Here is a 23,890-nt window from a genome sequence, read left to right on the forward strand (position 1 = left end):
TCAATGCGTCGTCCTTCGGCACGCCGGGGGTCGGGGAGAGCCGCAAAGGCTTCATAGAGCGTCATACCAGAGAAAATTTGGCACTAATGTAAAAAAAGCAAAGAACTTAACAGCCCTGCCCTTTAGGGGGCTTTAAAACTAGCAGAGCTAAGCCCCCTTCAGGGGTTTGGGGGTTATTAACCCAAAATCAACTTCACCACATGCTGAAATCTACATCATTCCTTGCCACCTTTGCGTATACTTTTTTGCTAATGACCACTGCCCACAGCCAGGATTTGTCTTTTTCCCGACACTTGTTTGATACCTACGACACCTACCGCGAAAGCGCCCTGACCCACCGGCGGTTTAAGCAGGTTGATATTCTTCCCCTGATTGACAAGCTGAAGACCGACGCCCGGTTTGCGGTGACGCAGGTTGGCGAATCGGTTGAGAAACGGCCCATTCAGATGATCAAAGTCGGCAACGGGCCGCGCAAGGTGTTGCTCTGGTCGCAGATGCATGGCGACGAACCGTCGGCCACGATGGCGATTTTCGACATTTTCAACTGGCTCCGGACCGACGGGCCGTTCGATGCGTTCAAGCAGCAATTGCTGACCGAAACGACGCTGTATTTCGTGCCGATGCTGAACCCCGACGGGGCCGAGCGGTACCAGCGCCGGAACGCCCTCGACATCGATCTGAACCGCGATGCCCTGCGGCTGCAATCGCCGGAATCACTGATTCTGAAAGGCTTACAACAGTCGCTAAAACCGGATGTTGGCTTTAACCTTCACGACCAGAGCACCCGCTATAGCGTGGGCCATACGCCCAAACAGGCCACCATCTCGTTTCTGGCGACGGCCTATGACGAAGCCCGGAACATCAATCCGGTGCGCGAACGCTCAATGCAGTTGATCGTGGGCATGAACCGGGTTTTGCAGCAATTCATTCCCGGCGGGGTCGGGCGGTATTCCGACGAGTTCGAGCCCCGGGCGTTTGGCGACAACATTCAGAAATGGGGCACCACACTGATTCTGATCGAATCGGGCGGTTATCCGAACGATCCCGAAAAGCAATACATCCGCAAACTGAATTACATCGCCATTCTGTCGGGCCTGCAAGCCATTGCGACGGAAGCTTACAAAACCGAGTCGCGGTCGGAATACAACACGATTCCGGAAAATGAGCGGTATCTGTTCGATGTCTTGATCCGGAACGCCCAGATCATGCGGGGCGGAAAACCGGTCACGGTCGATTTGGGCATCAACCGCTACGAGGTAAACGTCGGCAACGCGACCACCTTCGGCCACCGGAGCACCATCGACGATTTCGGCGATCTGTCTACGTTTTTCGGCATTGAGGAAATCGACGCGACCGGCCTGACGCTCGCGCCCGGCCGAATTCACCCGGACACGCTGCGCTCGGTGGCTGAGTTGAAAAAATACAAACTGGATTCACTGCTGCACCAAGGTGTAACGACTTTCCGGCTGGCGAATCCCTCACGGACAACGACGCACCTGGAGCCGATTCACCTGCTTCAGCCCACTACCACAGCTGTGCGGCCCGTGCAGACCAACCGGATTCCGACCTTCGTGCTGCGCCGGGGTAATCAATTGCGATACGTGTTCGTGAACGGCTTCTGGTTGGATGTTGCCAACGGGGCCAACAAACTGGCCACGGGCGTGGTGGAGTGATCTTAGTTGTTGCCCAGCGGATACAACAACCGGAACGCATTGAAAACCGCCTGATGCGTGATCGTTCCGTGGTCTTCCTGCGGCAAATAGTCGAAGTGAATTGTCAGGTTGCGGTTTTGGGCGGTTTTTAGCTTTTCAACCAGCAGATTGGCATCGACTTCCATAACGTGCGGGATACTGCCAGGGGCCAGTCCTTCTTTGCCGACACCCACGTAAACAGCGGTTTTCGGGGCAAAACTGGGGTGCAGAACCGCTGGATTCTGGCGTAGCAGCGAGCCGTTGTCCCACCAGAGACTCGGGCTGATGATGATGTAGCGGTTGAATAAAGCCGGTTTTTTGAAGAGAATTTCGGTGGCCAACAGCCCACCCAGCGACTGCCCGATCAGCGTTCGGGCAGTCGTGGTTCGGTACCGGCTCTCGATAAACGGTTGCAACTCGGTTTCCAGGAAGCGGATGAAACGGGCTGACTGGCCGGTAGTCGGAAACCGTTTTTTGTCTTCTTCAATCGTGGTCGGAAACGTAAAATCGCGCCGTCGGTCGGTGTTGGCAATGCCGACTACGATGGATTTAGGAACCCGGTTGATCCACGAAAAGTTGTTGAACTGCACCAGCCCCACAACATGAATAAAGTCTTCGTCGGCCGACCCATCCAGCAAATAGATCACCGGATAGCGGGCCGTATCGGATTGGTTGTATCCTTCGGGCAGGTAAATGTTCAGGATGCGCTTTTCTCCTAACAGCTTCGATGGCAGTTCGTCGATAACGCCCAGTACGAACGGTTTGCCCAAATTGGCCGGGGCGGTTGCGCCCGGCTGACCGAAAAGTGGAGGGGTTAGGAGCAGGAAGCCCAAAACCACAGGAAATACGTTTATGGTGGCAAGCATTTTTTTGAAAACAAACCTATTTGAAAGAAAAAGAAAAAGCGCCCGTTTCCACCAAAAAATCTTTACCCGAGGGTTATCTTAATACAAAAGAAAAAAGCCGGAGCAAAGCCCCGGCCTTTTCGTGCGACACCAAATATAAATTGAATTGATCTTGCGTCTTAGTTATAAGGCGTAGTCTGCGGATTGAAGTTGGTCCAGCCAGTGGTCCAGTTTGTGGTTCCGAAGGCGCCCAGGAAGGTTTCCTTCGTGAAGAAGGCGTCGGCTCCCTTGCCATCCCAGATGGTGGCGCTGCCCGTCAGCAACGGCGAACCCGATTGCGGCAGGAAGTTCGGCGAACCCTCCAGGTTGAAGCTCTGGCTGTTCAGCAGGAGCGAAGATACGTTAGCCGCCGGAATGATCTGGTTTTTGAACGCCGTCGTGTTAAAGAAAGCCGTTGCCTGATCGTTGGTGATTGTTCCGGCACCGCGCACCGGCGTATTTGTGTTGCCCAGAACAACACCGCGAAGTTGGAGGGTGCCTCCCGTTACGTTGCTGTAGGTGCTGTTGCCGGTAGCGTCAGCCGGAGCATCCAGACGAAGCCCTTCGGGGTAACCCAGGAAGACCGAGTTGAAAATGCTGATGCTCGTATTCCGGCGCAGGTGCATGGCCGACTGGTACGAACCGCTACCACCCGACGTCGGCGTGTTGGAAGGCGTACCGCTGGTACCAAACACACTGATATTGGCAAAAACCGGGGCCGTCAGGGGCAAACCGTTATTCGGGCCGGTTGCGGGCGTACCGTTGTTGAAGTTGTCAGACTCGAAGGCATTGGAGCCCGACTGGTCGGCGACGTTCGGATCGCGCAGAATCACACCGTACTGAACCTTCCCGGTAAAGCCCCAGTCCGTATCAAAATCGTCATCGAAGTTGCGGTACGAAACCAGATACTTGGCATTGACGGTACCGCCAAACCATTCGAATGCATCGTCACCCCCATAGGAAACCTGAATGTGATCCATGGTCGTACCGGCACCAACCCCGTACATCGTCAACCCATTGATCTCATTACCAGCCGTTAGGGCAATACCGGCGAACTCAATCCGAACATATTGCAGCACACCTGAGTTGTCGTTGGCATCGGTTCCGGTACCCATCGTTCCCGAAATACCGCCTTCAAAACCGGTTCCGCCGGGGCGGTTGTGCGGAGCGCGTCCGATGATGACGATACCACCCCAGTCGCCGTATTTACGCTGGCCGACCGGCTGATTCGACGTGAAGACGATCGGAGCGCTGGCTGTACCGGCGGCATTGATTCTGGCACCGGCTTCAATAATGAGCGTACCCCCTTTCTGCTGACCGGACGGGTCCTGAGCGGCCCCGGCTCCTTTGATAATCGTTCCCGGCTCAATGGTGATCGTTGCACCGGATTTTACATAGACAAAACCGCGCAGGAGGTAGATATTCCCGGCCGTCCAGGTTTCGTTGGCCGTAATATTGCCGGTTTTTTCAACAACGGCCCGGTTGCCGAGAGAAAACGATTGTGAACTAACAGCACTCTGACCACCGGTTGCGACGGTAATCGGGCCGGTTTGGGCTCCGTTCGGTACGGTTACGACCAATTGAGTAGACGAAGCCGAAAGAATGTTGGCGACGGCATTGCCCGTAAACGTCACCGTGTTGCTGGCTGGCGTGGAATTGAACTGCGTTCCCGTAATCGTGACCGTTCCGTTCACCGGTGCCGTAGTCGGGTTGATACCCGTCACACTCAATACCGCTTCGGGTTCGTCGTCGTTGTCACAAGCTGTAAAGGCTATCATTAAGCCAAACAGAAGGAGGAGCGAATACGGCCACTTGTTGATAAATTGCATAAGGAAATTGTTTATTGTTAGTTGATTATTGTACTCAAGGCACTACGATCCGGCGCCCAAACGTGTAAATCGCACTGACGGTGTAATAGCTTCCCCGCCGGAACTTCCGGATGTTCTGATCGGCATCCGGTGATGCCGAGGTGGCGTCATTACCGATTTTACCATCCCGGTTGAAGTCCTGTGCAAAGCGGACGTACTGGTTCAGAATATCCTGAATACCCAGGCGTAATTCGATTTTCTTGTTAAACTGTTTAGTCAAATTCAGGTCGACAACGTGCCGGGGCATTTCATAAACCGTAGGATTCTGAATGTTCCCGACCGCAAAGATGCGTTGCCCGAACACGTTGTAGAGGACGTTGGCTTGCCACCCGGTTTTGGGAGCCGTGTAGTACAAACCGGCGTTGATCAGGTACGGTGACTGACCAGCCAGCGGGCGCTCGGCATCGGTGACGCCCCGGTATTGCTGAATCTCACCGCCCAAATCCGGGGCCGTAACCACATCGCCAACGTTGACCGTACTCCGGATCAGCGACAGGTTCCCCACCACCGTCAGGTTTTGTAGGAAGGCGCTCGGCGCTTTGGCAAAGCCCTTGCGGATTTCTACTTCAACCCCGTAGTTCCGGGCCGACTGCGCATTGATGAACGTGTAGGCAAAACCGTTCCCCTGGAGCAGCAGGAAGGATTCGACCGGCTTGTTGAAGTGCTTGTAAAAACCGGTTACCGAAATCAATTCGCCCGTTGACGGATAAAACTCCCACTTGGCATCGACGTTCTGGATGGTCGCCGTAGTCAGCGTCGTGTTCCCGCGAATGTCGGCCAGCAGGTTGAAATCGTAGTAACTGAACGGGGCCAGCTCCCGGAACTCTGGCCGGTTGACCGATGACGAATAGGCCAGACGCAGGTTTGTGCGCTCACTCAGCTTGTACATAAAGTTCAGAGACGGCAGCGGACTGAAAATCTTGTTCGACACCAGTTGCCGTTCCTGGCCGACAATCGTCGCCTTGATGCCCTGGTCGTTGTATTCGCCCCGGAAACCGAGCGTCAGGTTCGCTTTCGGGCCGAAGTATACGTCGCCGTTGATGTAACCGGCCACGTACGTGTTTTCACCTTTGTACGAATCCAGATCCCGCGTTCCGTCCAGCAGGGCAAACCCGTTTTGCCCGTTCACATTCGCCGGTGCGAAAGCCTCTCCAATATCCTGTCCGCGAGCCGTTAGGGAGTTGCCGACGGCCTGATAGCCGTAGAAACGGGCGGCATAATCGCGGTTTTTCTGTTCCAGATACACCCCGCCCTTGATGCGGTTAGGTTCGCGATCCGTCGGGTTGCCAAACGTGTGTTCGATATTACCGATAGCTGATACGACGTATTCGTGCAGTTTCGAGTTAAACCGGCCTACTTCGGTCGGCGTCGGGTCATTCGGCGTAGCAATCAGGAACGGTTGTTGTTCGCCGTCAGAACCGCCGGTTTCGGTTGCCCGCAGGTAGCGTGCCCGTCTCCAGTCGGGTTCCCAGCGGCCCGTGTAGCCGAAGCTACCTACCCAATTTACTTTGGTCAGTTCGCTCAGCGTATGTTCCCCGGCCAATTGCGAGGTCAGGATACTGCGGTTTTCGAAGCGTTGCGAATAACTCTGGACATCCGTGCTGTTTTCAACCTGTTGCCCGGTCCGAACCACGGTTTCGGTCGTACTGAGCTGGTTAAACAATGTTTTCCATTCCAGGTTGAACGAGGGTGAGAACCGGAAAGACCAGTTGTGCAAAACGCCCAGGCGGGTTCCCCGGCTGTAGTTGGCGTCGTTGTATTGCTGGGCGACCGAGTTAGCTACCGTACCGTTTTCGTACAACCGGAAGTCGATGTTGGCAAACTGGTGCGTCATCGAATAGTTGATGCTGGTCAGGTTGCTTACCCGCACATCACCAATGTCAAACCGGCGGCCCATGTTGAAGGCCACGCGGATATCCGGCGACACCGAAATATTGTTTAAACCCCAGTTATTGGGCAGCAGCCGGGCATAAGCCGCCCGTTGCAGCGGGTTCAGCGTGTTGAAATCGGAGGAGCGTTGCGGGAAGCTGCTCGGAATTTGCTGGTCGGAGCCCCACAAGCCGAGCCAGTTCAGGCCGCTGCGGGATTGTGATTGGACAGTCTGGAAAGTCGTATTGGCGCGGTAGCCCAGTGTGACACCGGCATCAACGAAGTTCTGATCGGGACGGCGCTTGGTGTAAATCTTGATAACGCCCCCGGCAAAGTCGCCGGGCAGGTCGGCCGAACCGGATTTGAAGACGATCATCCGGTCGATGATGTTGCTCGGAACCAGATCGAAAGAGAAGGAGCGGGTATCGACTTCGGTCGATGGCGTGATGACATCGTTGATCAGCACGGAGTTGTAGCGGGCGGCCAGACCCCGAATCAGCACAAACCGGTTGTCGACAATGCTAACCCCCGGCACCCGGCGGATGGCGGCTGCGGCATCGCGGTCCTGCGAGAGTTGAATCTGCTGGGCTGAAATCCCGACAGCCATCGGTTTTAGCTGCTTGATCTCGGTAATGACGGCCACTTCGGTGTTGGTCGCGCGGTTGGCCCGGACTACGACTTCCTGAAGGACAGTTCCCTCGTCGTTTAGTTCAGTATCAATTACGGTCGTATTCCCCGACTCAACCCGAACACCCGGAATTTCTTTTGTTTTGTAGGAGACGTAGGAGATAATGACTTTGTGGGTTCCGACGGGGACATTGCCCAGGGTAAAGTTCCCGTCCACGTCGGTGGTGGTACCGAGTTGCGTTCCGTCGATGCGGATTGTACAACCGATTAAAGACTCTTTGGTCTTGGCATCTTTAACCGTTCCCCGGACGGTTCCAATGGCTAACTGAGCAAAACCAAGCGGGGAGATAGCCAGGAGAAAGCACAGGAGTAAAATGCGTTTCATGTTGTTTGTTTGGTGTCTTATTGAACACCACAAAGTACCGGATCACGCATTACCCCGATATTCCTTGAATTTTATCAAATTGTTAATAAAGCCGTCAGCACGTGACAATTTGATCACAATCCTTTTTTGCGAAAAGGTGAGCGGATTAGGAAACAAAAAGATATTTATGAATCGAATAGCTAAGATTATTAAAAAATAAAACCCTGTTTTTCAGATATTTATGCTGAGCCGTTAGATTTGTTTTGCGCGAATCGTCTAAAACAAAGCAAAAGGCTTTATTGTGTTTTTAAGAACTTTAAATGGCTATTCAGGAAAATAACAGAATGTTTGTTATCAAAGAGTTACTTAATTGTTAATTTTATTTGGAAACAAAAGTGGTCCATTTAAGGATTATCGCGTATTACCCTGAAGTGTGTACGTTGCCCCGGCTTTCTTCCAAGTACTGAAATTATCGTTCTTTACATAGTTGGAACGGGTTTGATCAGCAGAGGTGTTACACGACTAAATCCATTGGCAAAGTTGTCTAAAGAGGAAAATGTCATTAACTTGCTTGGTAGATAGAGAATTAGTGGTTTAGATGAACTAATTGTTCAGATCTAAATCCGCTACCGGTTTTGCTGCGATCTCAAAACCGCAATTTTTCGGCTATCATGTCTACACGGATTCATAACATTACTGTGTTTGTTGCCCAGTTGGGACACTAGCTTACCGACACCCTGAACGTTAATACCGTAACACGATGATTTCAAAGAAAGCCAAGTATGCGATTAAGGCACTGAAAGTTTTAACAGAAGAATTTGGGAAAGGCCCGATCCTGATTTCCTACATTTCGGCGAAAGAAAATATTCCCAAGAAATTTCTGGAAGCGATTCTTCTTGAACTGCGCAACCACGGGATTCTACAAAGCCAGAAGGGCAAAGGGGGCGGTTATTTGCTGCGGGTTGATCCGGAGCGGGTTAATCTGGCCCAGGTTCTGCGGGTCATCGACGGCCCGATTGCGCCCACACCCTGCGTTTCACTCAATTTTTATGTCCGCTGCGATGACTGCAACGACGAAGTAACCTGCGCCATCCGGCCCATCATGGAGCGCGTCCGCGACGCCAACCTGGCCGTCTACGAGAAAACGACGCTCGGCGCTTTTGCCCGCCGGGAAGCCGAACACCAGGACGTGGTGGTGAATCTGGTGGATACGGAGAATAAATAGGTTATGATTTATGGTTTATAGTGAGGCTGTTTAAACTTTTCTGTCATCCCGACGGCAGGAGGGATCTTCGAGCGCCGGAGGAATGTCAGTCTCACCCGAAGATCCCTCCTGCCGTCGGGATGACAAAACGCATTCATAATGGATTGATTACAAAAAGTTTAAACAGGTTCAGTTTCTGGTGTATTGCTATAAACCATAAATCATAAACTAATGAACCTTCTACGCCGGCTGGTGTTCCTTCCGCAACAGGTCGTTGACGGTTTTGACCGGGTTGAACGTAATCAGCGGGACTTCCACAAAAATCGTGTTCCAGTCGGCCATCGCGCCGTTCCAGAGGCCGGGCAGTTCCTGTGCCTTGAGTTCCTTCCCATCTTTCGATTTTGCCGTAATAAAACCCGTCTGCGGATCTCGGTAGGCGGGCAGGTTGTACTTCTCTCCTTCCCGGTTTTTCAGTGCGCACACCAGATCGACCGGGTTGAAGTGTGTGGCCGTATCAAAAATTTGCTTCTGGTCGGCATTATCCAGGTCGATCTGCGCCGATTCCACAATTTGCAGCGAGACAGAACCGTCAGCATTTTTGGCCCAGAACGGCCCACCGCCCGGTTCGCCCACGTTTTTCACCATCCCGCAGGCCCGCAGCGGCCGGTCGAGCTTCCGGCGGAAATAGTCTACTCTCTCGTCCTGACTCCAGGCATCGAAACCGTTGGGTGGAAGCACGCAAAGCGTCGTTTTCAGGAATTCGTCGAGTTCGGCCAGGTAACCGTCGCTGATCATATCGTCGCCCAGCAACTCCTGAAACCGGAAAATCTGCTGCTGGATGTCGAGCAGAATGGTGCCCAACACTTTTTTGTACGTAATGGTCGGTTCTTTCAAGGCATCCGGCACCACGTTGTCGATGTTTTTGATGAACACCACATCAGCGTCGATGTCGTTCAGGTTTTCGATCAGTGCGCCGTGGCCCGCCGGGCGGAACAGCAACGAGCCGTCGGCATTCCGGAACGGCGTGTTATCGGGGTTGACCGAAATCGTATCCGTTGATTTTTTCTGTTCCGAAAACGTGATCTCGAACGTAACGCCCAGCATCTCCTCGTATTCCGGCTGAACGCGTTCGATGAGGGCTTCAAAGCGGCTCCGGTGTTCGGGCGAAACCGTGAAGTGAATCCGGACGAGCCCGTTCGAGTTGGCGTAGGCCGCTCCTTCGATCAAATGCTCTTCGACGGGGGTGCGCGGGCCTTCGGAATATCGGTGAAACAGCAGCAGGCCTTTCGGCAGGTTGCCGTAGTCGAGCCCTTCATCGGTTAACAGCGCACTCAGGACGTGCTGGTCGGTTTCGCCCGAAACGCCTTTCAGCGCATCGTAAAAGGCAAAATCCGACAGCCGGGCAAAAAAGTCATCCACCGACTTATCGCGTTTGCCTTCCAGCGCGGCAAACAACGACTTAAACATCCGCGTGGCGGCCCCCGACGCCGGGACAAATTTCAGCAACGACAGCGAAGAAGCCTGCCGGTCGAAGCGCGTCACAATGGTGTCCAGTTCTTGCTCATCGACGCGGATAATGCCGTCGCCCACCGTCGCGGCTTTGATGACGGGCAGAAACGGGAATGTATTGATAAAATGCTGGATCTGTTCGTCAACTTGTTCAAGCGTAGCGCCCTGTGACAGAATTTGATGCTGATCTTGTTCCGTAAATTGCATAAATGAACCTGGGATAGAGATGCGGTTTGTACGAGTGGCAAATACGAAAATTTGCCGTACCGAATCAAGCCGTTAGCTACTAAGTTCGTAAACAACGTGGTGGGTTCTCTGAAGGGAAACAGGTTTAGATCCGATGAGACGGGGGTGTGCCCAACGAGTGGTAGTTCCATTCGGCCAGGCTTTCATCTTCCTTCTGCCGCATCACTAGAGCTTCATCGTCGGTTTTATCGCCGTACCCGCAAAGGTGGAGCAGGCCGTGGGCCAGCACCCGGCGCAGTTCCTGCTCGTCGGGTACGTTCAGTTGCCGGGCGTTGTCGCGGACGCGATCGATGCTGATGAAAATGTCGCCCTCCAGCCGGTTTTCGTCTTCCGAGTTGTCGAAGGTGATGATGTCGGTGTAATAATCGTGGTCAAGGTACTCGCGATTGACCTGCAGCAAATACTCGTCGGAGCAGAAAATATAATTCAGTTCACCAACCGAAAAGCCTTCGGCCTTCGCCCGCGCCGTGAGCCATTGGCGCGTCGGTGTTTTTTCGGACAGGGTAAACTTAATGTCTTCCGTGAAAAATCGAATCATGGTGCAAAGATAGGATGGGAACACGGATCGGACGGATGGAACGGATCAGAACTGATTTTTTATCCGTTGAAATCCGTTCCATCCGTCCGATCCGTGTTCCTATCAAAAAACTAAATTTTCACGAAAATCTTGGTTCGGTAGAGGATGTACAGCATCGTCCAGACGAGGGCCAGGGAACCAAGTGCCCGCAGCGAATCGTGCCATTGTTCGGCGGTGTATTTGATCAAACCGCCAAACAGCCGTTGGGAAGTTTGGTCAAAATCGATAAACCGGTAGGCCAGGTAGACCACAATCGAGTTCATCCCGATCACCTTGAAGAAAAAGGCCCATCTCCGGTAACCCAGCACGTCGATGATGCCGTAGAATAACGCCAGAAAGTTGAGCGCCATGCCCGCCGTCAGCAAGATGAACGAGCTGCTCCACAAGTGTTTATTGATTGGGAAATGCAGGCCCCACAATACCCCAACAGCAATAGCATACAGTCCCGGAACGATGAGGGTGACGAGTTTGGTCCGGTCGGTTTTGTCAGATACCAATATTTCTCCGGCCACGGTGCCGATAATTGTCAGGCACATCGCCGGAAACTGCGTCAGCAGGGCGAGTTCGTCGTAGGTTTTCTGCAAGAGCCGCCCCGGCATGAACGTCCGGTCGAACCAGCCGACCAGGTTGCCTTCAAACGACAAATCGCCCGCGCCGTAGCCCGGAACCGGAATCAGGAACAGGGCCGCATAATACGCCACCAGAATGCCAGCCACCGACAATAGCCGTTGTCTGGTGGAGAAATTCAAAAACAAAACCGTAGCGACAAAACCGGCCAAACCGATGCGCCCCAGAACCGTGCCGAACCGGATGTGCGCCGGGTCGAAGAGATCCAGCGGGACGTTTTTGTCAAGAATACCGAGCAGGAACAGAATGCCCCACCGCCGGAGCGCCTTGCGGTACAAAACCGCCTTGTCGACTCCGCGTTCCAGGCTGTTCCGCAGCGAAAACGGAATTGACACCCCGGCCAGAAACAAAAACAACGGGAAAATAAAGTCATAGAACGTGAACCCATGCCAGGCCGGATGGGTCAGTTGCTCGCCCAGCCAGTCGACCCAGGCCAAACCGGTTTTGCCTTTGAGCAGTTCGATGAACGTGCCGCCACCGGCAATCAGCAGCATATCGAAGCCCCGGAGCGCGTCGATGGACAGGAGTCGTGGGGGCTTGCGGGCCGTTTCGGTCGCAACCGGGGACGGCGCAGCGTCGGTTTGGGGATCGGGAAGCATAGCGGGCTGAAGTCAATTTTGCTTAAAAGACTCAGTGTCAGCCGGTATACTTATGAAAAAGCCACTGCCACGCGAGGAATGCGTCTGGCAGTGGCTTGTGAGCACAATTTCTCAGGAGACAATCTTCAACTTCGCAAAACTCAGCAACAGCGTCTTTTCTCCGGCCTGATCGAATTTGATGACGGCTTTGCGGTCGTTGCCGTTCTGGTCGATCTTCTGCACGAGCCCGAACCCGAACTTCATGTGTTCGACGCGCATGCCTTCGGCCAGCTTCGAGGTGTCGCTAGGCGAAAAATCGCTCGACGGCACATGGGCGACAGCCGGTTGCGGGGCTTGCTTGCTGGCGGTTTTCTGAGCCAGGCTCCGCACAAAACTCATGGAGCCGCCCGAGGGCGTTTCGCGTTTGAAATCGTCGCGGTCTTCCCGTTCGTTCTGCCGGACTTTCGCCATTTTTAGGAAATTCGGGTCGATTTCCATCAAAAACCGGCTCGGTTCGCAGACTTTCAGTCGCCCGTAATGATACCGCGACTCGGCGTACGAAACCGTCAGCTTCTTCTCGGCGCGGGTAATGGCGACGTAAAACAACCGCCGTTCTTCTTCCAGATCGGCCCGGCTTTCGAGCATCATCTGCGACGGAAACAAATCTTCCTCCAGCCCCACAATGTATACGTTTCGAAATTCCAGCCCCTTGGCACCGTGAATGGTCATCAACGTCACCTTGTCGGTGTCGCCGTCGTCTTCCTTCTCATCGGCGCTCGTCAACAACGAGACAACTTGCAGGAAAGCGCTCAGGCTTTTGTCGTCGTTGTCCGGGTTATCGACAAATTCCTTGATCGAGTTTAACAGCGCCTGCACGTTTTCGTAGCGCGACAGCCCTTCCACGGTTTTGTCGTCGTACAACTCCTTCAGAATCCCCGACGATTTGGCGATGTGCGCGGCCACGTCGTAGGCATCTTTCTTATCGAGGAGCAACTGAAAGCTCTTGATCAGGTCGGCAAAGCCTTCGATGGCAATGCCCGCCCGCCCGGCCACGTATTTGTTCACATTGGCAACGACGTCCCAAACCGGCACCTGGTTTTCGGCGGCTACGACCGAAATCTTGGCTACAGTGGTGTCGCCAATCCCGCGTTTGGGCAAGTTGATGATGCGTTTAAAGGCCTCTTCGTCATTCTGGTTGACCGTAAACCGCAGGTACGCCAGCAGGTCCTTCACTTCCTTGCGCTGGTAGAACGACAAACCGCCGATGATCCGGTATTTGATGCTCAGCCGCCGGAGCGCTTCTTCAAACGCCCGCGACTGCGCGTTGGTGCGATAGAGAATGGCAAAGTCGGAATTCCGCAGCCCTTCCTGCATTTTGGCTTCGAACAACGAGGTGGCAATCAACCGGCCTTCTTCGTTGTCAGAAGCGGCTTTCAATACCTCGATCAGCGTGCCATCTTCGTTGTCGGTAAAAACATTTTTCTGCAACTGCGCCCGGTTGCGGGCAATGATGGAGTTGGCTGCGCTGACGATGGTTTTGGTCGAGCGGTAATTCTGCTCCAGCTTGATTGTGGTTACATCCGGAAAATCCTTCTCAAAATTCAGGATGTTTTCGATGTTGGCCCCCCGGAACGCATAGATACTTTGGGCGTCGTCGCCCACCACGCAAATATTCTGGTTGACCGCCGACAGTTTCCGCGTAATCAAATACTGCGACACGTTCGTATCCTGAAACTCATCGACCAGTACGTGTTTGAATTTATGCTGGTATTTGTTCAGAATATCCAGGTGATCACGGAACAGCACGTTCGTGTTGTAGAGCAAATCGTCGAAATCCATTGCGTTGGCCTGGAAACACCGCAGAGCGTAAGCTTTGTAAATCCGTCCGATCTCCGGCATTTTGGCGGCTGCATCATCGGCCTGAATCAAGGGGTTGGCCAGGTAGTCTGCCCAGCCCACGAGCCGGTTTTTGGCTCCCGAAATGCGGGAAAAAACCACGTTCGGGCGGTACACCTTGTCGTCCATCCCGAACTCCTTGATGATGCTTTTCAGCAGCGACTTGGAATCGTCGGTATCGTAAATCGAAAAATTGCTGGTGTAACCGAGCGCCTTGGCTTCAATGCGAAGGATTTTGGCAAAAACCGAGTGAAACGTGCCCATCCAGATGTTGCGGGCTTCGGTGCCGATGACGCTCTCGATCCGGTGGCGCATCTCTCCGGCGGCTTTGTTGGTAAACGTCAGCGCCAGAATCCGAAATGGATCGATACCGTTTTCGATCAAATGGGCAATCCGGTACGTCAGCACCCGGGTTTTTCCCGATCCGGCACCGGCAATAATCATCAACGGGCCGTTGTCGTGCAACACGGCCTGCCGTTGGGGTTCATTTAAAGTGGAAATATAATCCGTCACAACGCGTCCGCTTCAGTAGTTGGTCAGTATCGAATAACAGGCAAAACTACGAAAAAAGTTGCGGATGACCGGAACCGTACCCACGGACCGCCGGGCGACCCCGTTTAGTCCGTATGAGTTGGCTTAACCAAATAGGTGAATAAACTCCCAAAACACGGACTAAAGTTTACTTCCTTGAGGGATTTCTGGGTTACGGCTATTTCTAGCTCTCACGGACTGAAGTCCGTGGGTACGTTAGTGCCAGATACGGATTAAACCGGTTTTTGCGCCGTGGAGCGGATCGGTTTTGGGCAGGGGAACGGCAGCGATATTTTGGTCGGCCTGGGGTCGGTCGCCGGGTTCTCCGCGGAGCACGTCGTAGTCGCGGCCGTCCGGGTAAGCGCCCACGACGCCGAAATCCGGGCTGGCTTCCAGGCGTTTGTGGCCGACACCCGCCGGAATGACGATCACATCACCGGTTTGAACGCGGATTTTGCGGCCTTTCTCTCCGCCGAGGTGCAGCAAAGCTGAGCCGCTGTAGACGCCCAGTACTTCGTGGGTAATGCTATGGTAATGGTGGTACGGAAAAACGCCGTTGCGCCAGGAGTTCGTCCAGTTATTGGAAGAAAACAGTTTTTCGAGCCAGGCAGCACCCGCCGGGCCGGTCTCCGAAAAAGCGTTGCGGTACAGCAGCAGCGGATAGCGGCTGTTCGGAATGGAGCCGTCGTCTTGAAAAAGAATCGCTTCGGGTTCGGATGTGTTCATACCAGTCAGGGCGGTTAGGAACACCGAACTGCCGAGGGCCAAAAAGTCACTTCGGTTCATGCGGTATTCACGGGTTTCTTTTGGAAAACCCAAACCGGATAAACTTGTTTCGTTTCCGTGGAGAAACGGTCAGGCGGCTTTTCGCTCGTAAAAACCCAGCGTTCCGACGGCGGTTTGTTGGTCGATCTGATTCAGCGCTTCGGCCGTTGGGAAATCTTCCCGAAAATCCTTGTCGATGTAGCTGAACTGAATCTGCCGGTCGGATGCAACGACAAACAGAGCCGGGAACGGTACATCTTCGGTGATACCGGCAATGCGGTTCCAGATCGGATCATCGATGGAATAAACTCCGAATTTGGCCGCAATTTGGTTATCGACATCCTGTGCCACCGTAAATGGCAAATCCTGTTGCTCTACGAGCGTTTGCAGCGCATCGAACGAATCCGGCGAAACCACTAGCAAGGTGCCGCCCGTTTCCTGAATCCGTATACCCAGTTGCGTCAGTTGGCGGAGGTAGTTTTTGGCATAGCTGTTCCAGCCCGCGCTGTAAAAAGCGACCACCAGCGGGCCGGTTTGCAACCAGTCGTGCAGATGAACGGTTTTGGCGTAATCGGTCTGCCAGGGAAGGTATTGACCGAGGGTCCGCTGGCGCAGGACGCCGAACAGGGGCGCTTTTTCACCGGGTTGCAGAGGATTGATGGGAATCAGTTTACGGAATACCTGTGGTGCAGAATACAAGTCGGTGTCTTCGTGTACGGTGTCAAAAAAGGTAATCATTACAGTAGTGAGTTTATAGACTTTATAGACTTTTTGGCTAACGTGCGTGATTCGGTTTTGGGCCGATGTTTGCTGGGCTGGCGGATAAGCCAACCTACTTGAGAAAACGCTGAGTAAGGACAGTAAGAAGGGAGGGATCGATGAGCCTAACAGCTCAGGGGCATAAACGACCGACAACCACCACCACCGACCCAAACAGTGGACAAAGCGATCACCGGGTTGACCCGGAAAGGGGCGGTATATTGAGCTGAAAGAAACATTTATTCTACTTTGTCAATAGGATATGTGCAAATGTAGGTAATAAAGACAATTCACTCCAAATTTTGGCGCTAAAATTTGAGGATACGGTTTAGCTCGTTTTAACTGGATGCCGGGTTGAGTCGGGCTGCTCAGTCTCAGGCTGTTCTAGATCAAGCTGGGAAGGGCTGTCAGCATCGATCGGTCGCAGGTTTCGGGCAATAAAGATACTGACGAAAATGATCGCCATCGCCAGGTAACCGACCCACGAATAATGGATCAGCGCCCCACTCTCGGTTTTGGTAATCAACAAACCCGCGCCGTAGGTTGCCAGCGCCTGCCCCAGCAACTGAACCGACGAGTTCATGCTCATAAAACCGCCCCGGCGCTGCGGTTCGACGACGGCCGAAACCATCGCCTGAACCGGAATAAACCGGGCGTTGGAGAAAATGAAAAAGAACGCATTAACCGATAAGATGTAGGTCAGGCTTGACGGCTGCATGGACGTTAGCAAAAACATCGGAATCATCGATAGCAGGGCAAATACCACAAAAACCGGGTATTTGCCGCGCTGATCGGCCAGCCGACCCACCAGCGGAGCTGTAAAAATCGTGACCAGACCGCCCACAAGATAAATCAGGTACAGATTGCTTTCGCCCAGGCCCACATTGGCGACCAGGTATGTCGACAGCAGCGGAATGATGCTGAAATGGCCGAGCATGATGGTTGTGGTCAGCCAGAGTGCCCGAAGCTGGTTCGGACTTCGCAGAATGGACGTGATAACGTCGAGCGGATTGAATTTTGTCCCGCCCCGTTGCAGGTGGCCGTCCAGCCGGGGCACGTAGCGGATAATCAGCCCCGTCACCAGCAGCCCCAGGCCACCGATGGCCAGAAACGGCGCGTGCCAGCTAATTTCGGTCGCCAGATACAAGCCCATCGGAACGCCCACAACCGACGCCACTGAGAAAGCCGTTGAGATGATTGACATGGCCTGTGCCCGGCGCTCGTATGGCACTACGTCGGCGACAATAGAAAACACCTGCGCGCCGAGCACCCCGCCGAAGAGTCCGGCCGCGGTCCGGGCCACCACCAGCCAACCGAACGTCGGCGCGAGTCCGCAGGCAATCGTGCCAACGACAAAACCGATGTAGGCCGTTAGCACCACTTTTTTCCGGTCGAACCGGTCGACGAAGAAAGCTGCCAGAAAACCGGAAATTCCGGCGCTCAGGCTGTAAGCCGACACGATAAAACTAAATTCCTGCGGATTCAAGTGAAAATACCGCATCAATTGCGGTCCCATCGGCATCATGATGATGAAATCGACGACGTGCGTAAAGTTGACGCAGGCAAGAATGAAAAGAAGAAGTTTTTCCTGGCGGGACATAAATCAGATTCTGAACCGGGATTACGCGGATGAAAGGATTTTTCGGATTACTATATGCTGGATCAGTAAATCATAAAAACCCTATCGATCACGGTAACCATAGTCCGTAGGTGTGGTAAAAATCAAGTAAATCCGTTAATCAGCGTAATCCCGGTTCAGACACGAGCTTGTCGATCAGCCGGTTGAAATCTTCTACGAACTCGTCGTAGTACTTGCCGGTGCCGGGGCCGCTGAAACCGGTGTGAATCTGGCGAACCTGGCCTTTCCTGTCGATAATGATCGTCGTCGGAAAGCCTACCACCTGGTTAAGCATCGGAAGGGTTTTGGATGCCTCGGATTTGACGTTCGTTCCGGCCAGCAAAACCGGGTAATCGATCTTGAACCGGTCGATCAACCGCTGGATTTTCGGAGCCGACTCGGCCAGCTCGGCGGATTTCTCGTAGGCCAGCCCCACAATTTCGACACCGCGCGCTTTATTCTTTTTATACCACGGACTCAGGAAATTAGTTTCATCCATGCAGTTCGGGCACCACGACCCCAGGATTTGGACCACCACAACCTTGTTTTTAAACCGGGCGTCGCTGAGCGAGACCGGTTTGCCGTTTACGTCCGGAAAGCTGAATTCCAACGTTTTATAACCCGGTTTCAGGTACGTCAATGTGGTGGCATCGGGTAGTTTTGCCGTTGGATCAAAAGTCGCCGTCCAGCTTTCGTACCCGCTCTCGCCCGACCAAAAACCGCCTTCCAGCGTGTTGTCCGGTTTGCGCCGGGCCTTGAACAAGTACAGGTGCGTGCCGTCAAAGGTCGAGAGGAACAGGCTGTCGCCCACGACATTGCCGTCCAGATACCGGTAATCGCCCGTTGTGGTCAGAAACGTGCCGGTCAACTTGCTGCCTTTCTGATCGAAAACGCCCACGGCTACAGCCGAATCGCTGCCGGAGCGGAAGGTCGTGGCCCATTTTCCCGTGACATTGATCGGTGGCGTTTCGGTCTTTGGCGTAAACCTGTATTGAACGCCGTGCCGGGCTTCAAAGGGTAATGAGGTGTAATTCTGAGCCACCCGCCGACGACGCCAGAAGCCCTGCATGGTGGTGCCGGTCAGTTTCGCCCGGATTTCGGCTTCAAAAATGTCAATTGTGAGCCGGATTGAGTCGCCTTTGAGCGTGACCGCGTCGAACCGCAACCGCTCGGCTCCATTCAATGCGTAGGCCGTGTAGCCTTTTCCGTCCGGGTTAGCCGTGAATTCCAGCCCGAACGGCAGTTCCCCGCCTTTATTTTTCACCACCGCCCGCCAGACGCCGGTTTTGAGGGGCGAAACCGCTTGTGACAACCCGAAAAACGGAAGCCCAAGCAGCAATCCAATCCATACGACAGCAATTCTTTTCATACGATAAAAAATAGCAGATCCAGTTTTTGTGGGGTAGAAATAGGGGCGGTTTTGTTAAGTTTGTAACGGATGGCGTTTTTGTTTTAGTTCCGAAACGAATTTTGAAACGAGCAAGTAAACCGGAATCTGATCGAAAAAACCAGGTGACTTCACCAGATCGCGCTTAGCCGCTGGTTTCTAACTCGTTTATTAATCGTATGACAGTAACCAATTACCACGAACCGGTTTTATTGCAGGCTTGCCTCGACGGACTGAATCTCAAGCCCGGCGGTACGTACGTCGACGTGACGTTCGGGGGCGGGGGCCATTCGCGCGAAATCTTGCGGCAACTGCCCGCCGGACCGGAGTCGGCGGGTCGGCTGATTGCGTTTGATCAGGACCCCGATGCCCGGGCCAATGCCGACGCCATCAACGACCCGCGTCTGACGTTCGTAGCGGCCAATTTCCGGCATTTGAAGCGGTATTTACGGTTGTATAAAATTGAGCAGGTCGACGGTATTCTGGCCGATCTGGGGATTTCGTCGCACCAGATCGACACGCCCGAACGCGGTTTTTCGACCCGCTTCGATGCCGATCTGGACATGCGCATGAGCCAGTCGGGCGAGCTGACGGCCCGGAAAGTCATTAACGAGTATCCAGAAGACCAGTTGCACAAGATTTTCGGGATGTACGGCGAGGTGATCAACGCCCGGACGCTGGCGAATGTCATCGTGGCCAGCCGCGTCAACCGCCCTATCGAAACGATTAACGACCTGAAAGCCGTGCTGCAACGCTACGCGCCCCGGGGCAAGGAAAACAAGTATTACGCGCAGGTTTTTCAGGCGCTGCGCATTGAGGTCAACCAGGAACTCGTGACGCTGGAAGAGTTTCTGACGCAGGTGCCCGAAGTGCTGGCGCCGGGCGGTCGGCTGGTGGTGATGTCGTATCATTCGCTGGAAGACCGGCTGGTGAAAAACTTCATCAAATCCGGTAATTTCCGGGGAAACGTTGAAAAGGATTTGTACGGCAACGAGCTAAAACCGTTGCAATCCGTCACGCGAAAACCGATTGAAGCGTCGGCAGAAGAAGTCGACCGGAACCCCCGCGCCCGGAGCGCGAAGTTGCGGATTGCGGAGAAAGTGTAGCTATTGACCGTTTAGTATCCACCCACCAGAGAAAATGCCAACCACTGAAGAGTATATAGACAAAATCCAGCGTACGAGCAAGGATGGGCTTATCAAACTTTGGGAGAAAATAATTGCGCGGACTAAAGTTAGGGGTTGGGCAAAAGGAAAAGCCTTCGAATTTCTAATTCTAAGAGCTTTCGAGCTAGAAGGAGCCATCATAAGATGGCCGTATTCAGTAGATTTATTTGATGAAAAAAATGTCGAGCAAATAGATGGTGCTATACATTTTAATGATGTCAGTTTTTCAGTTCTTGTAGAATCTAAAGATCATGTAACACCTTTAAATATAGAGCCAATATCCAAATTAAGAAATCAATTACTTAGGCGTCCATCTAGTACCATTGGTTGTATTTTTAGTACTTCAGGCTTTACAGCCCCTGCTTTAACGCTTGCTCAGTTCCTGGCACCACAAACGATTTTGTTGTGGGAACCAAATCATATAGACTACTCCTTGAAAAATGGTTTTTTCAAGGAAGGGCTTTTGAAAAAATATAGACATGCTATTGAGCAAGGGAACACAAATTTTGACATCACGTTAGCGATTTAAGAAGATGAGCCAGGAAGTAGCGATAGTGACCGAAGGAGAGTTTGATGCAAAAATTCTGGAAAAACTTTTGCAAGGCAAGAGGGTAAAATCAGAATATAAAATACTACCTGCAAATGGGTATTCATCGGCTCTCTCTAAAGTTAAATCACTTTTGACTCTTAAAAACAAGAAGGTTGTACTTTTGTTAGACACCGATACGATTTCTAAGAATGAGATACGTGAAAAAGAAGAATTTGTAAACTCTTATATCAATGCAACTCTAAATAAAACTAGTTTTAAAACATTTTGGGCTGTTCCAGAGCTTGAAGTAATATTTCTTGATAACAAAGAGTTCATAAAGGAATTGCCAAAAAGTACTTTCAATGACGAGATTATAAAGAATAAAGAATTTATAAACGTAGCTCGTGTTGCTCCAAAAAAAATACTGGAAAATCTTTTCAATTTTAACCGGGAAAAACTTATAAGTCTTCTTGATAAGCCTGAAATTCGGGAAGAATTTTATAAAGAAGGCCTTATTAAAGAAATAGTAGATTATATAGAGAAATAAATGTTTTTGTTTCTGATTAAGACAGTAGATTATTGTAATATATGGTGTTAGAGACCATGTGAGCATATGGCAAAGAATACCTACAAAACACCGCCCAAAGCGCCGATTGTGAAGAAAAAGCGGGAAAACCGGCTTTTGACCTACCTGAATCAAACCATCGGTTTCGACCGGCTTTTCGGGGAGGACAATGCCTGGCCGATCAAGCATTTCGACCGGATTATGTGGGTTTCGTTCCTGTTGATTCTGTACATCGGTTTCAACCACAACGCCGAGCGGCTGGTGCGGAATATTCAGCGGCTGAAGGCGCAGGTGGACGAAAAACGGGCCAAATACACCACGCTCCAGGCCGATTTCATGAAAAGCGGCAAGCAGTCGGAAATCAGCAAGCAAGTAATAGCTACCGGTTTGACCGAACCAGTAACTCCACCGTATAAAATTGTCGTCAAATCGGACGAAACGCAGCCATGAACGTCAAAAAGGACATTTTGCGCCGGGCAACGGTGGCCTCTGTGGCAATCTGTCTGTTTGCCTCCGCCATTATTGCCCGGCTGGCATACGTGCAGTTTTTCCAGAAACAGAACGGGCGGTTGTGGAAAGACCGTATCACGCAGTACCACATCAAGCGCGATACCATTCGGGCTACGCGTGGGAATATTTACTCACACAACGGCAGCTTTTTGGCAACCTCGCTCCCGAACTATTATGTCGGGATTGATCCGTGCGTCGCCAAGCCCGATTCGTTCGAGAAAAAAATCGATTCGCTGGCGATGTTGCTGGCGCGCAAGTTTGGCGAGCGGCCCCGGCACGAATACGCGTACATGATTCGGAAAGCGCGGGAAAACGGGCGGAAGTACGTGCTGCTGAGCCATAAGAAGATTACCTTTCAGGAGCGGATGGAAATGGAGAAGTGGCCATTTTTCCGCCGGGATCGTTCGAAAGGGCTAGGGGGCGGCAAGTTTGATCCGATTTACCAGCGCTATCATCCCTACGGCCGCATGGCGTTGCGGACCGTGGGCTACCTGAATCCCGAAAACGCGAAAGGACTGGTGGGCCTGGAAGCCAGTTTCCAGAACGAGCTGGCCGGAAAAGACGGTGTAGGACTGGTGGAAGAACTGTCGGGCGGGGTTCGAATGCCGCTGGAAGATGGCTCCGACATCAAACCCGAACCGGGACTGGACATTTATACGACGATCGACGTCAATTTTCAGGACATGGCCGAAACGGCGCTGCTGCACGGGCTGGAAAAATACCAGGCTGAAAAGGGCTGTCTGGTGGTCATGGAAGTAAAAACCGGCGAAATCCGGGCGATGGCGAATCTGACCCTGCAAAAAGGCAAGTACGTCGAGAATTTTAACCATGCGCTGGCGGGCGGCACCGATCCGGGTTCGACCTTCAAATTACCCACGATGGTGGCTCTGCTGGAAGAGAAAACCATCCGGCCCGACCAGGTGGTGCATACCGGCGGTGGCGCAGTGCTGTACCGCGGGCGCCGGATTTCGGATACCAAGCGGGGAGGGCACGGCAGCATTACGGCCCAGCAGGTTTTCGAAAAATCGTCGAACGTTGGCGTGCACCTGCTGATGAGCAGTAGTAACTTTTATAACCGGGCAGAAACCTACTGCCGCTATATGCGCCGATTCCGGCTCGACAAACCGATTGGCTTACACCTCAACGGCGAAACCAAACCGGTGGTGCCCAATCCGCAGTCGCCGGGATGGAGTAAACTGTCGCTGAGTTCGATGGCCATTGGGTATGAATTGAAACTGACGCCCTTGCAGATGCTGGCATTCTATAACGCCATCGCCAACGACGGCAACTGGGTACAGCCCATGCTGGTAAAGCAGGTTCGGCGGGCGAATGATGTGGTCAAGGAATACGAGCCCTATGTGTCGCAGGAACCGATTTGCAGCCAGACGACAATCCGTCAGGTGAAAAAAATGCTGGAAGGGGTCGTCGAACGCGGAACGGCGAAGAAAAGTCAAAGCCCATACTACCGGTTTGCGGGAAAAACCGGGACGGCTCAGAAACTTATCAACGGTCGCTACCAGGTAGGCAAGTATTATACCTCGTTTATTGGTTATTTCCCAGCGGAAAAACCGAAATACAGCATTGTGGTGGTGATTGATACGCCCCACGGCGCCAGCATCGATCTGTTGTACGGCGGGAGTGTGTCGGCTCCGGTTTTTCGGGAGATTGCCGACCGGATTTATGCCTATGATGTTCAGATGCACCGTCCCGTGGCTATTGCCGCCAAACCGCCCCGCCAATCAGCCAAAGGCGTGAAAGCCGGATTTGCCGACGACATCCGGACGATTGGTTCTGAACTGAATATCGATGCGCAACCCGGTCCGGAAGGCTGGGTTAAGGCCGATACACAAGGCACACGCGTGCAGTGGATTAGCCAGACAAATCAAAATCGAGTGCCGGATCTGCGGGGGATGACGCTTCGGGATGCCCTGCACCTGCTCGAAAACCGGGGCTTCCGGGTACGCTTTGAGGGCTACGGCAAAGTAGTCGAGCAGTCGGTGCCACCGGGTGATCCCTTACCGAAACCCCGTAAAATAACCCTGACATTACGCCAAACCGCCCGACCGGATACGCTTGAAGTTGCGATGAACAAAAAAACGCAGCCTGAACGCTGATCCGGT

At 52.9% G+C, this 23,890-nt stretch carries 18 protein-coding genes; 7 read left to right on the top strand and 11 right to left on the bottom strand.

What is annotated here, in order from left to right:
• Positions 1 to 200: 200 nt before the first annotated feature.
• A complete protein-coding gene (locus ACO2Q8_RS09495; RefSeq protein ID WP_423344562.1) occupies positions 201 to 1,673 on the top strand; it encodes a M14 family zinc carboxypeptidase in 1,473 nt (490 codons plus the stop codon).
• Between the two features lie 2 nt (positions 1,674 to 1,675).
• Here the strand turns inward: ACO2Q8_RS09495 and ACO2Q8_RS09500 are convergent, their stop codons facing one another.
• From ACO2Q8_RS09500 to ACO2Q8_RS09510, 3 genes are all read right to left on the bottom strand, one after another.
• Complete coding sequence (locus ACO2Q8_RS09500; protein WP_423344563.1) at positions 1,676 to 2,557, bottom strand: alpha/beta hydrolase; 882 nt, start codon at positions 2,555 to 2,557, stop codon at positions 1,676 to 1,678.
• 158 nt (positions 2,558 to 2,715) lie between these two features.
• Positions 2,716 to 4,404 carry an IPT/TIG domain-containing protein gene (locus tag ACO2Q8_RS09505; protein WP_423344564.1) on the bottom strand — a complete coding sequence of 563 codons (1,689 nt, stop codon included), beginning with the start codon at positions 4,402 to 4,404 and terminating at the stop codon, positions 2,716 to 2,718.
• Positions 4,405 to 4,438: 34 nt separating this feature from the next.
• Positions 4,439 to 7,324 carry a TonB-dependent receptor domain-containing protein gene (locus tag ACO2Q8_RS09510; RefSeq protein WP_423344565.1) on the bottom strand — a complete coding sequence of 962 codons (2,886 nt, stop codon included), beginning with the start codon at positions 7,322 to 7,324 and terminating at the stop codon, positions 4,439 to 4,441.
• Between the two features lie 739 nt (positions 7,325 to 8,063).
• On the opposite strand from ACO2Q8_RS09510, the gene ACO2Q8_RS09515 reads away from it, so the two are divergent.
• Positions 8,064 to 8,528 (top strand): RrF2 family transcriptional regulator, encoded by a 465-nt coding sequence (locus ACO2Q8_RS09515; RefSeq protein ID WP_423344566.1) that lies wholly within the window; start codon positions 8,064 to 8,066, stop codon positions 8,526 to 8,528.
• A gap of 219 nt (positions 8,529 to 8,747) precedes the next feature.
• On the opposite strand, the gene ACO2Q8_RS09520 is transcribed toward ACO2Q8_RS09515, so the two are convergent.
• The 8 genes from ACO2Q8_RS09520 to ACO2Q8_RS09555 form a co-directional block, all read right to left on the bottom strand.
• Complete coding sequence (locus tag ACO2Q8_RS09520; protein WP_423344567.1) at positions 8,748 to 10,223, bottom strand: DUF4301 family protein; 1,476 nt, start codon at positions 10,221 to 10,223, stop codon at positions 8,748 to 8,750.
• A 124-nt stretch (positions 10,224 to 10,347) separates the two neighbouring features.
• Complete coding sequence (ybeY, locus tag ACO2Q8_RS09525; protein WP_423344568.1) at positions 10,348 to 10,800, bottom strand: rRNA maturation RNase YbeY; 453 nt, start codon at positions 10,798 to 10,800, stop codon at positions 10,348 to 10,350.
• A 110-nt stretch (positions 10,801 to 10,910) separates the two neighbouring features.
• Positions 10,911 to 12,065: an acyltransferase family protein gene (locus ACO2Q8_RS09530; protein WP_423344569.1), complete on the bottom strand. Its 1,155-nt coding sequence runs from the start codon at positions 12,063 to 12,065 to the stop codon at positions 10,911 to 10,913.
• A 111-nt stretch (positions 12,066 to 12,176) separates the two neighbouring features.
• Entirely contained in the window at positions 12,177 to 14,453 is a 2,277-nt protein-coding gene (locus tag ACO2Q8_RS09535; RefSeq protein WP_423344570.1) for an ATP-dependent helicase, read from the bottom strand.
• A 234-nt stretch (positions 14,454 to 14,687) separates the two neighbouring features.
• The gene (locus ACO2Q8_RS09540; protein WP_423344571.1) at positions 14,688 to 15,257 is read right to left on the bottom strand and encodes a cupin; all 570 of its coding nucleotides are present in this window, start codon (positions 15,255 to 15,257) and stop codon (positions 14,688 to 14,690) included.
• 69 nt (positions 15,258 to 15,326) lie between these two features.
• A complete protein-coding gene (locus tag ACO2Q8_RS09545; RefSeq protein WP_423344572.1) occupies positions 15,327 to 15,974 on the bottom strand; it encodes a redoxin domain-containing protein in 648 nt (215 codons plus the stop codon).
• A gap of 349 nt (positions 15,975 to 16,323) precedes the next feature.
• Positions 16,324 to 17,595, bottom strand: a complete 1,272-nt coding sequence (locus ACO2Q8_RS09550) for an MFS transporter (RefSeq protein WP_423344573.1) — start codon at positions 17,593 to 17,595, stop codon at positions 16,324 to 16,326.
• A 139-nt stretch (positions 17,596 to 17,734) separates the two neighbouring features.
• Positions 17,735 to 18,982: a peroxiredoxin family protein gene (locus ACO2Q8_RS09555; protein ID WP_423344574.1), complete on the bottom strand. Its 1,248-nt coding sequence runs from the start codon at positions 18,980 to 18,982 to the stop codon at positions 17,735 to 17,737.
• A gap of 197 nt (positions 18,983 to 19,179) precedes the next feature.
• On the opposite strand from ACO2Q8_RS09555, the gene rsmH reads away from it, so the two are divergent.
• The 5 genes from rsmH to ACO2Q8_RS09580 all read left to right on the top strand — a co-directional run bounded on the left by rsmH (position 19,180) and on the right by ACO2Q8_RS09580 (position 23,884).
• Complete coding sequence (gene rsmH / locus ACO2Q8_RS09560; protein ID WP_423344575.1) at positions 19,180 to 20,106, top strand: 16S rRNA (cytosine(1402)-N(4))-methyltransferase RsmH; 927 nt, start codon at positions 19,180 to 19,182, stop codon at positions 20,104 to 20,106.
• A gap of 34 nt (positions 20,107 to 20,140) precedes the next feature.
• On the top strand, positions 20,141 to 20,695 hold the full coding sequence (locus ACO2Q8_RS09565; RefSeq protein WP_423344576.1) for a hypothetical protein: 555 nt from the start codon (positions 20,141 to 20,143) through the stop codon (positions 20,693 to 20,695).
• A 4-nt stretch (positions 20,696 to 20,699) separates the two neighbouring features.
• A complete protein-coding gene (locus ACO2Q8_RS09570; RefSeq protein ID WP_423344577.1) occupies positions 20,700 to 21,242 on the top strand; it encodes a hypothetical protein in 543 nt (180 codons plus the stop codon).
• 66 nt (positions 21,243 to 21,308) lie between these two features.
• Positions 21,309 to 21,710: an FtsL-like putative cell division protein gene (locus ACO2Q8_RS09575; protein WP_423344578.1), complete on the top strand. Its 402-nt coding sequence runs from the start codon at positions 21,309 to 21,311 to the stop codon at positions 21,708 to 21,710.
• Positions 21,707 to 23,884, top strand: a complete 2,178-nt coding sequence (locus ACO2Q8_RS09580; protein WP_423344579.1) for a penicillin-binding protein — start codon at positions 21,707 to 21,709, stop codon at positions 23,882 to 23,884. The genes ACO2Q8_RS09575 and ACO2Q8_RS09580 overlap by 4 nt, the downstream gene beginning before the upstream one ends.
• Positions 23,885 to 23,890: the final 6 nt, after the last annotated feature.

It is taken from the genome of Larkinella sp. VNQ87 (assembly GCF_049445795.1).
Lineage (GTDB): Bacteria > Bacteroidota > Bacteroidia > Cytophagales > Spirosomataceae > Larkinella.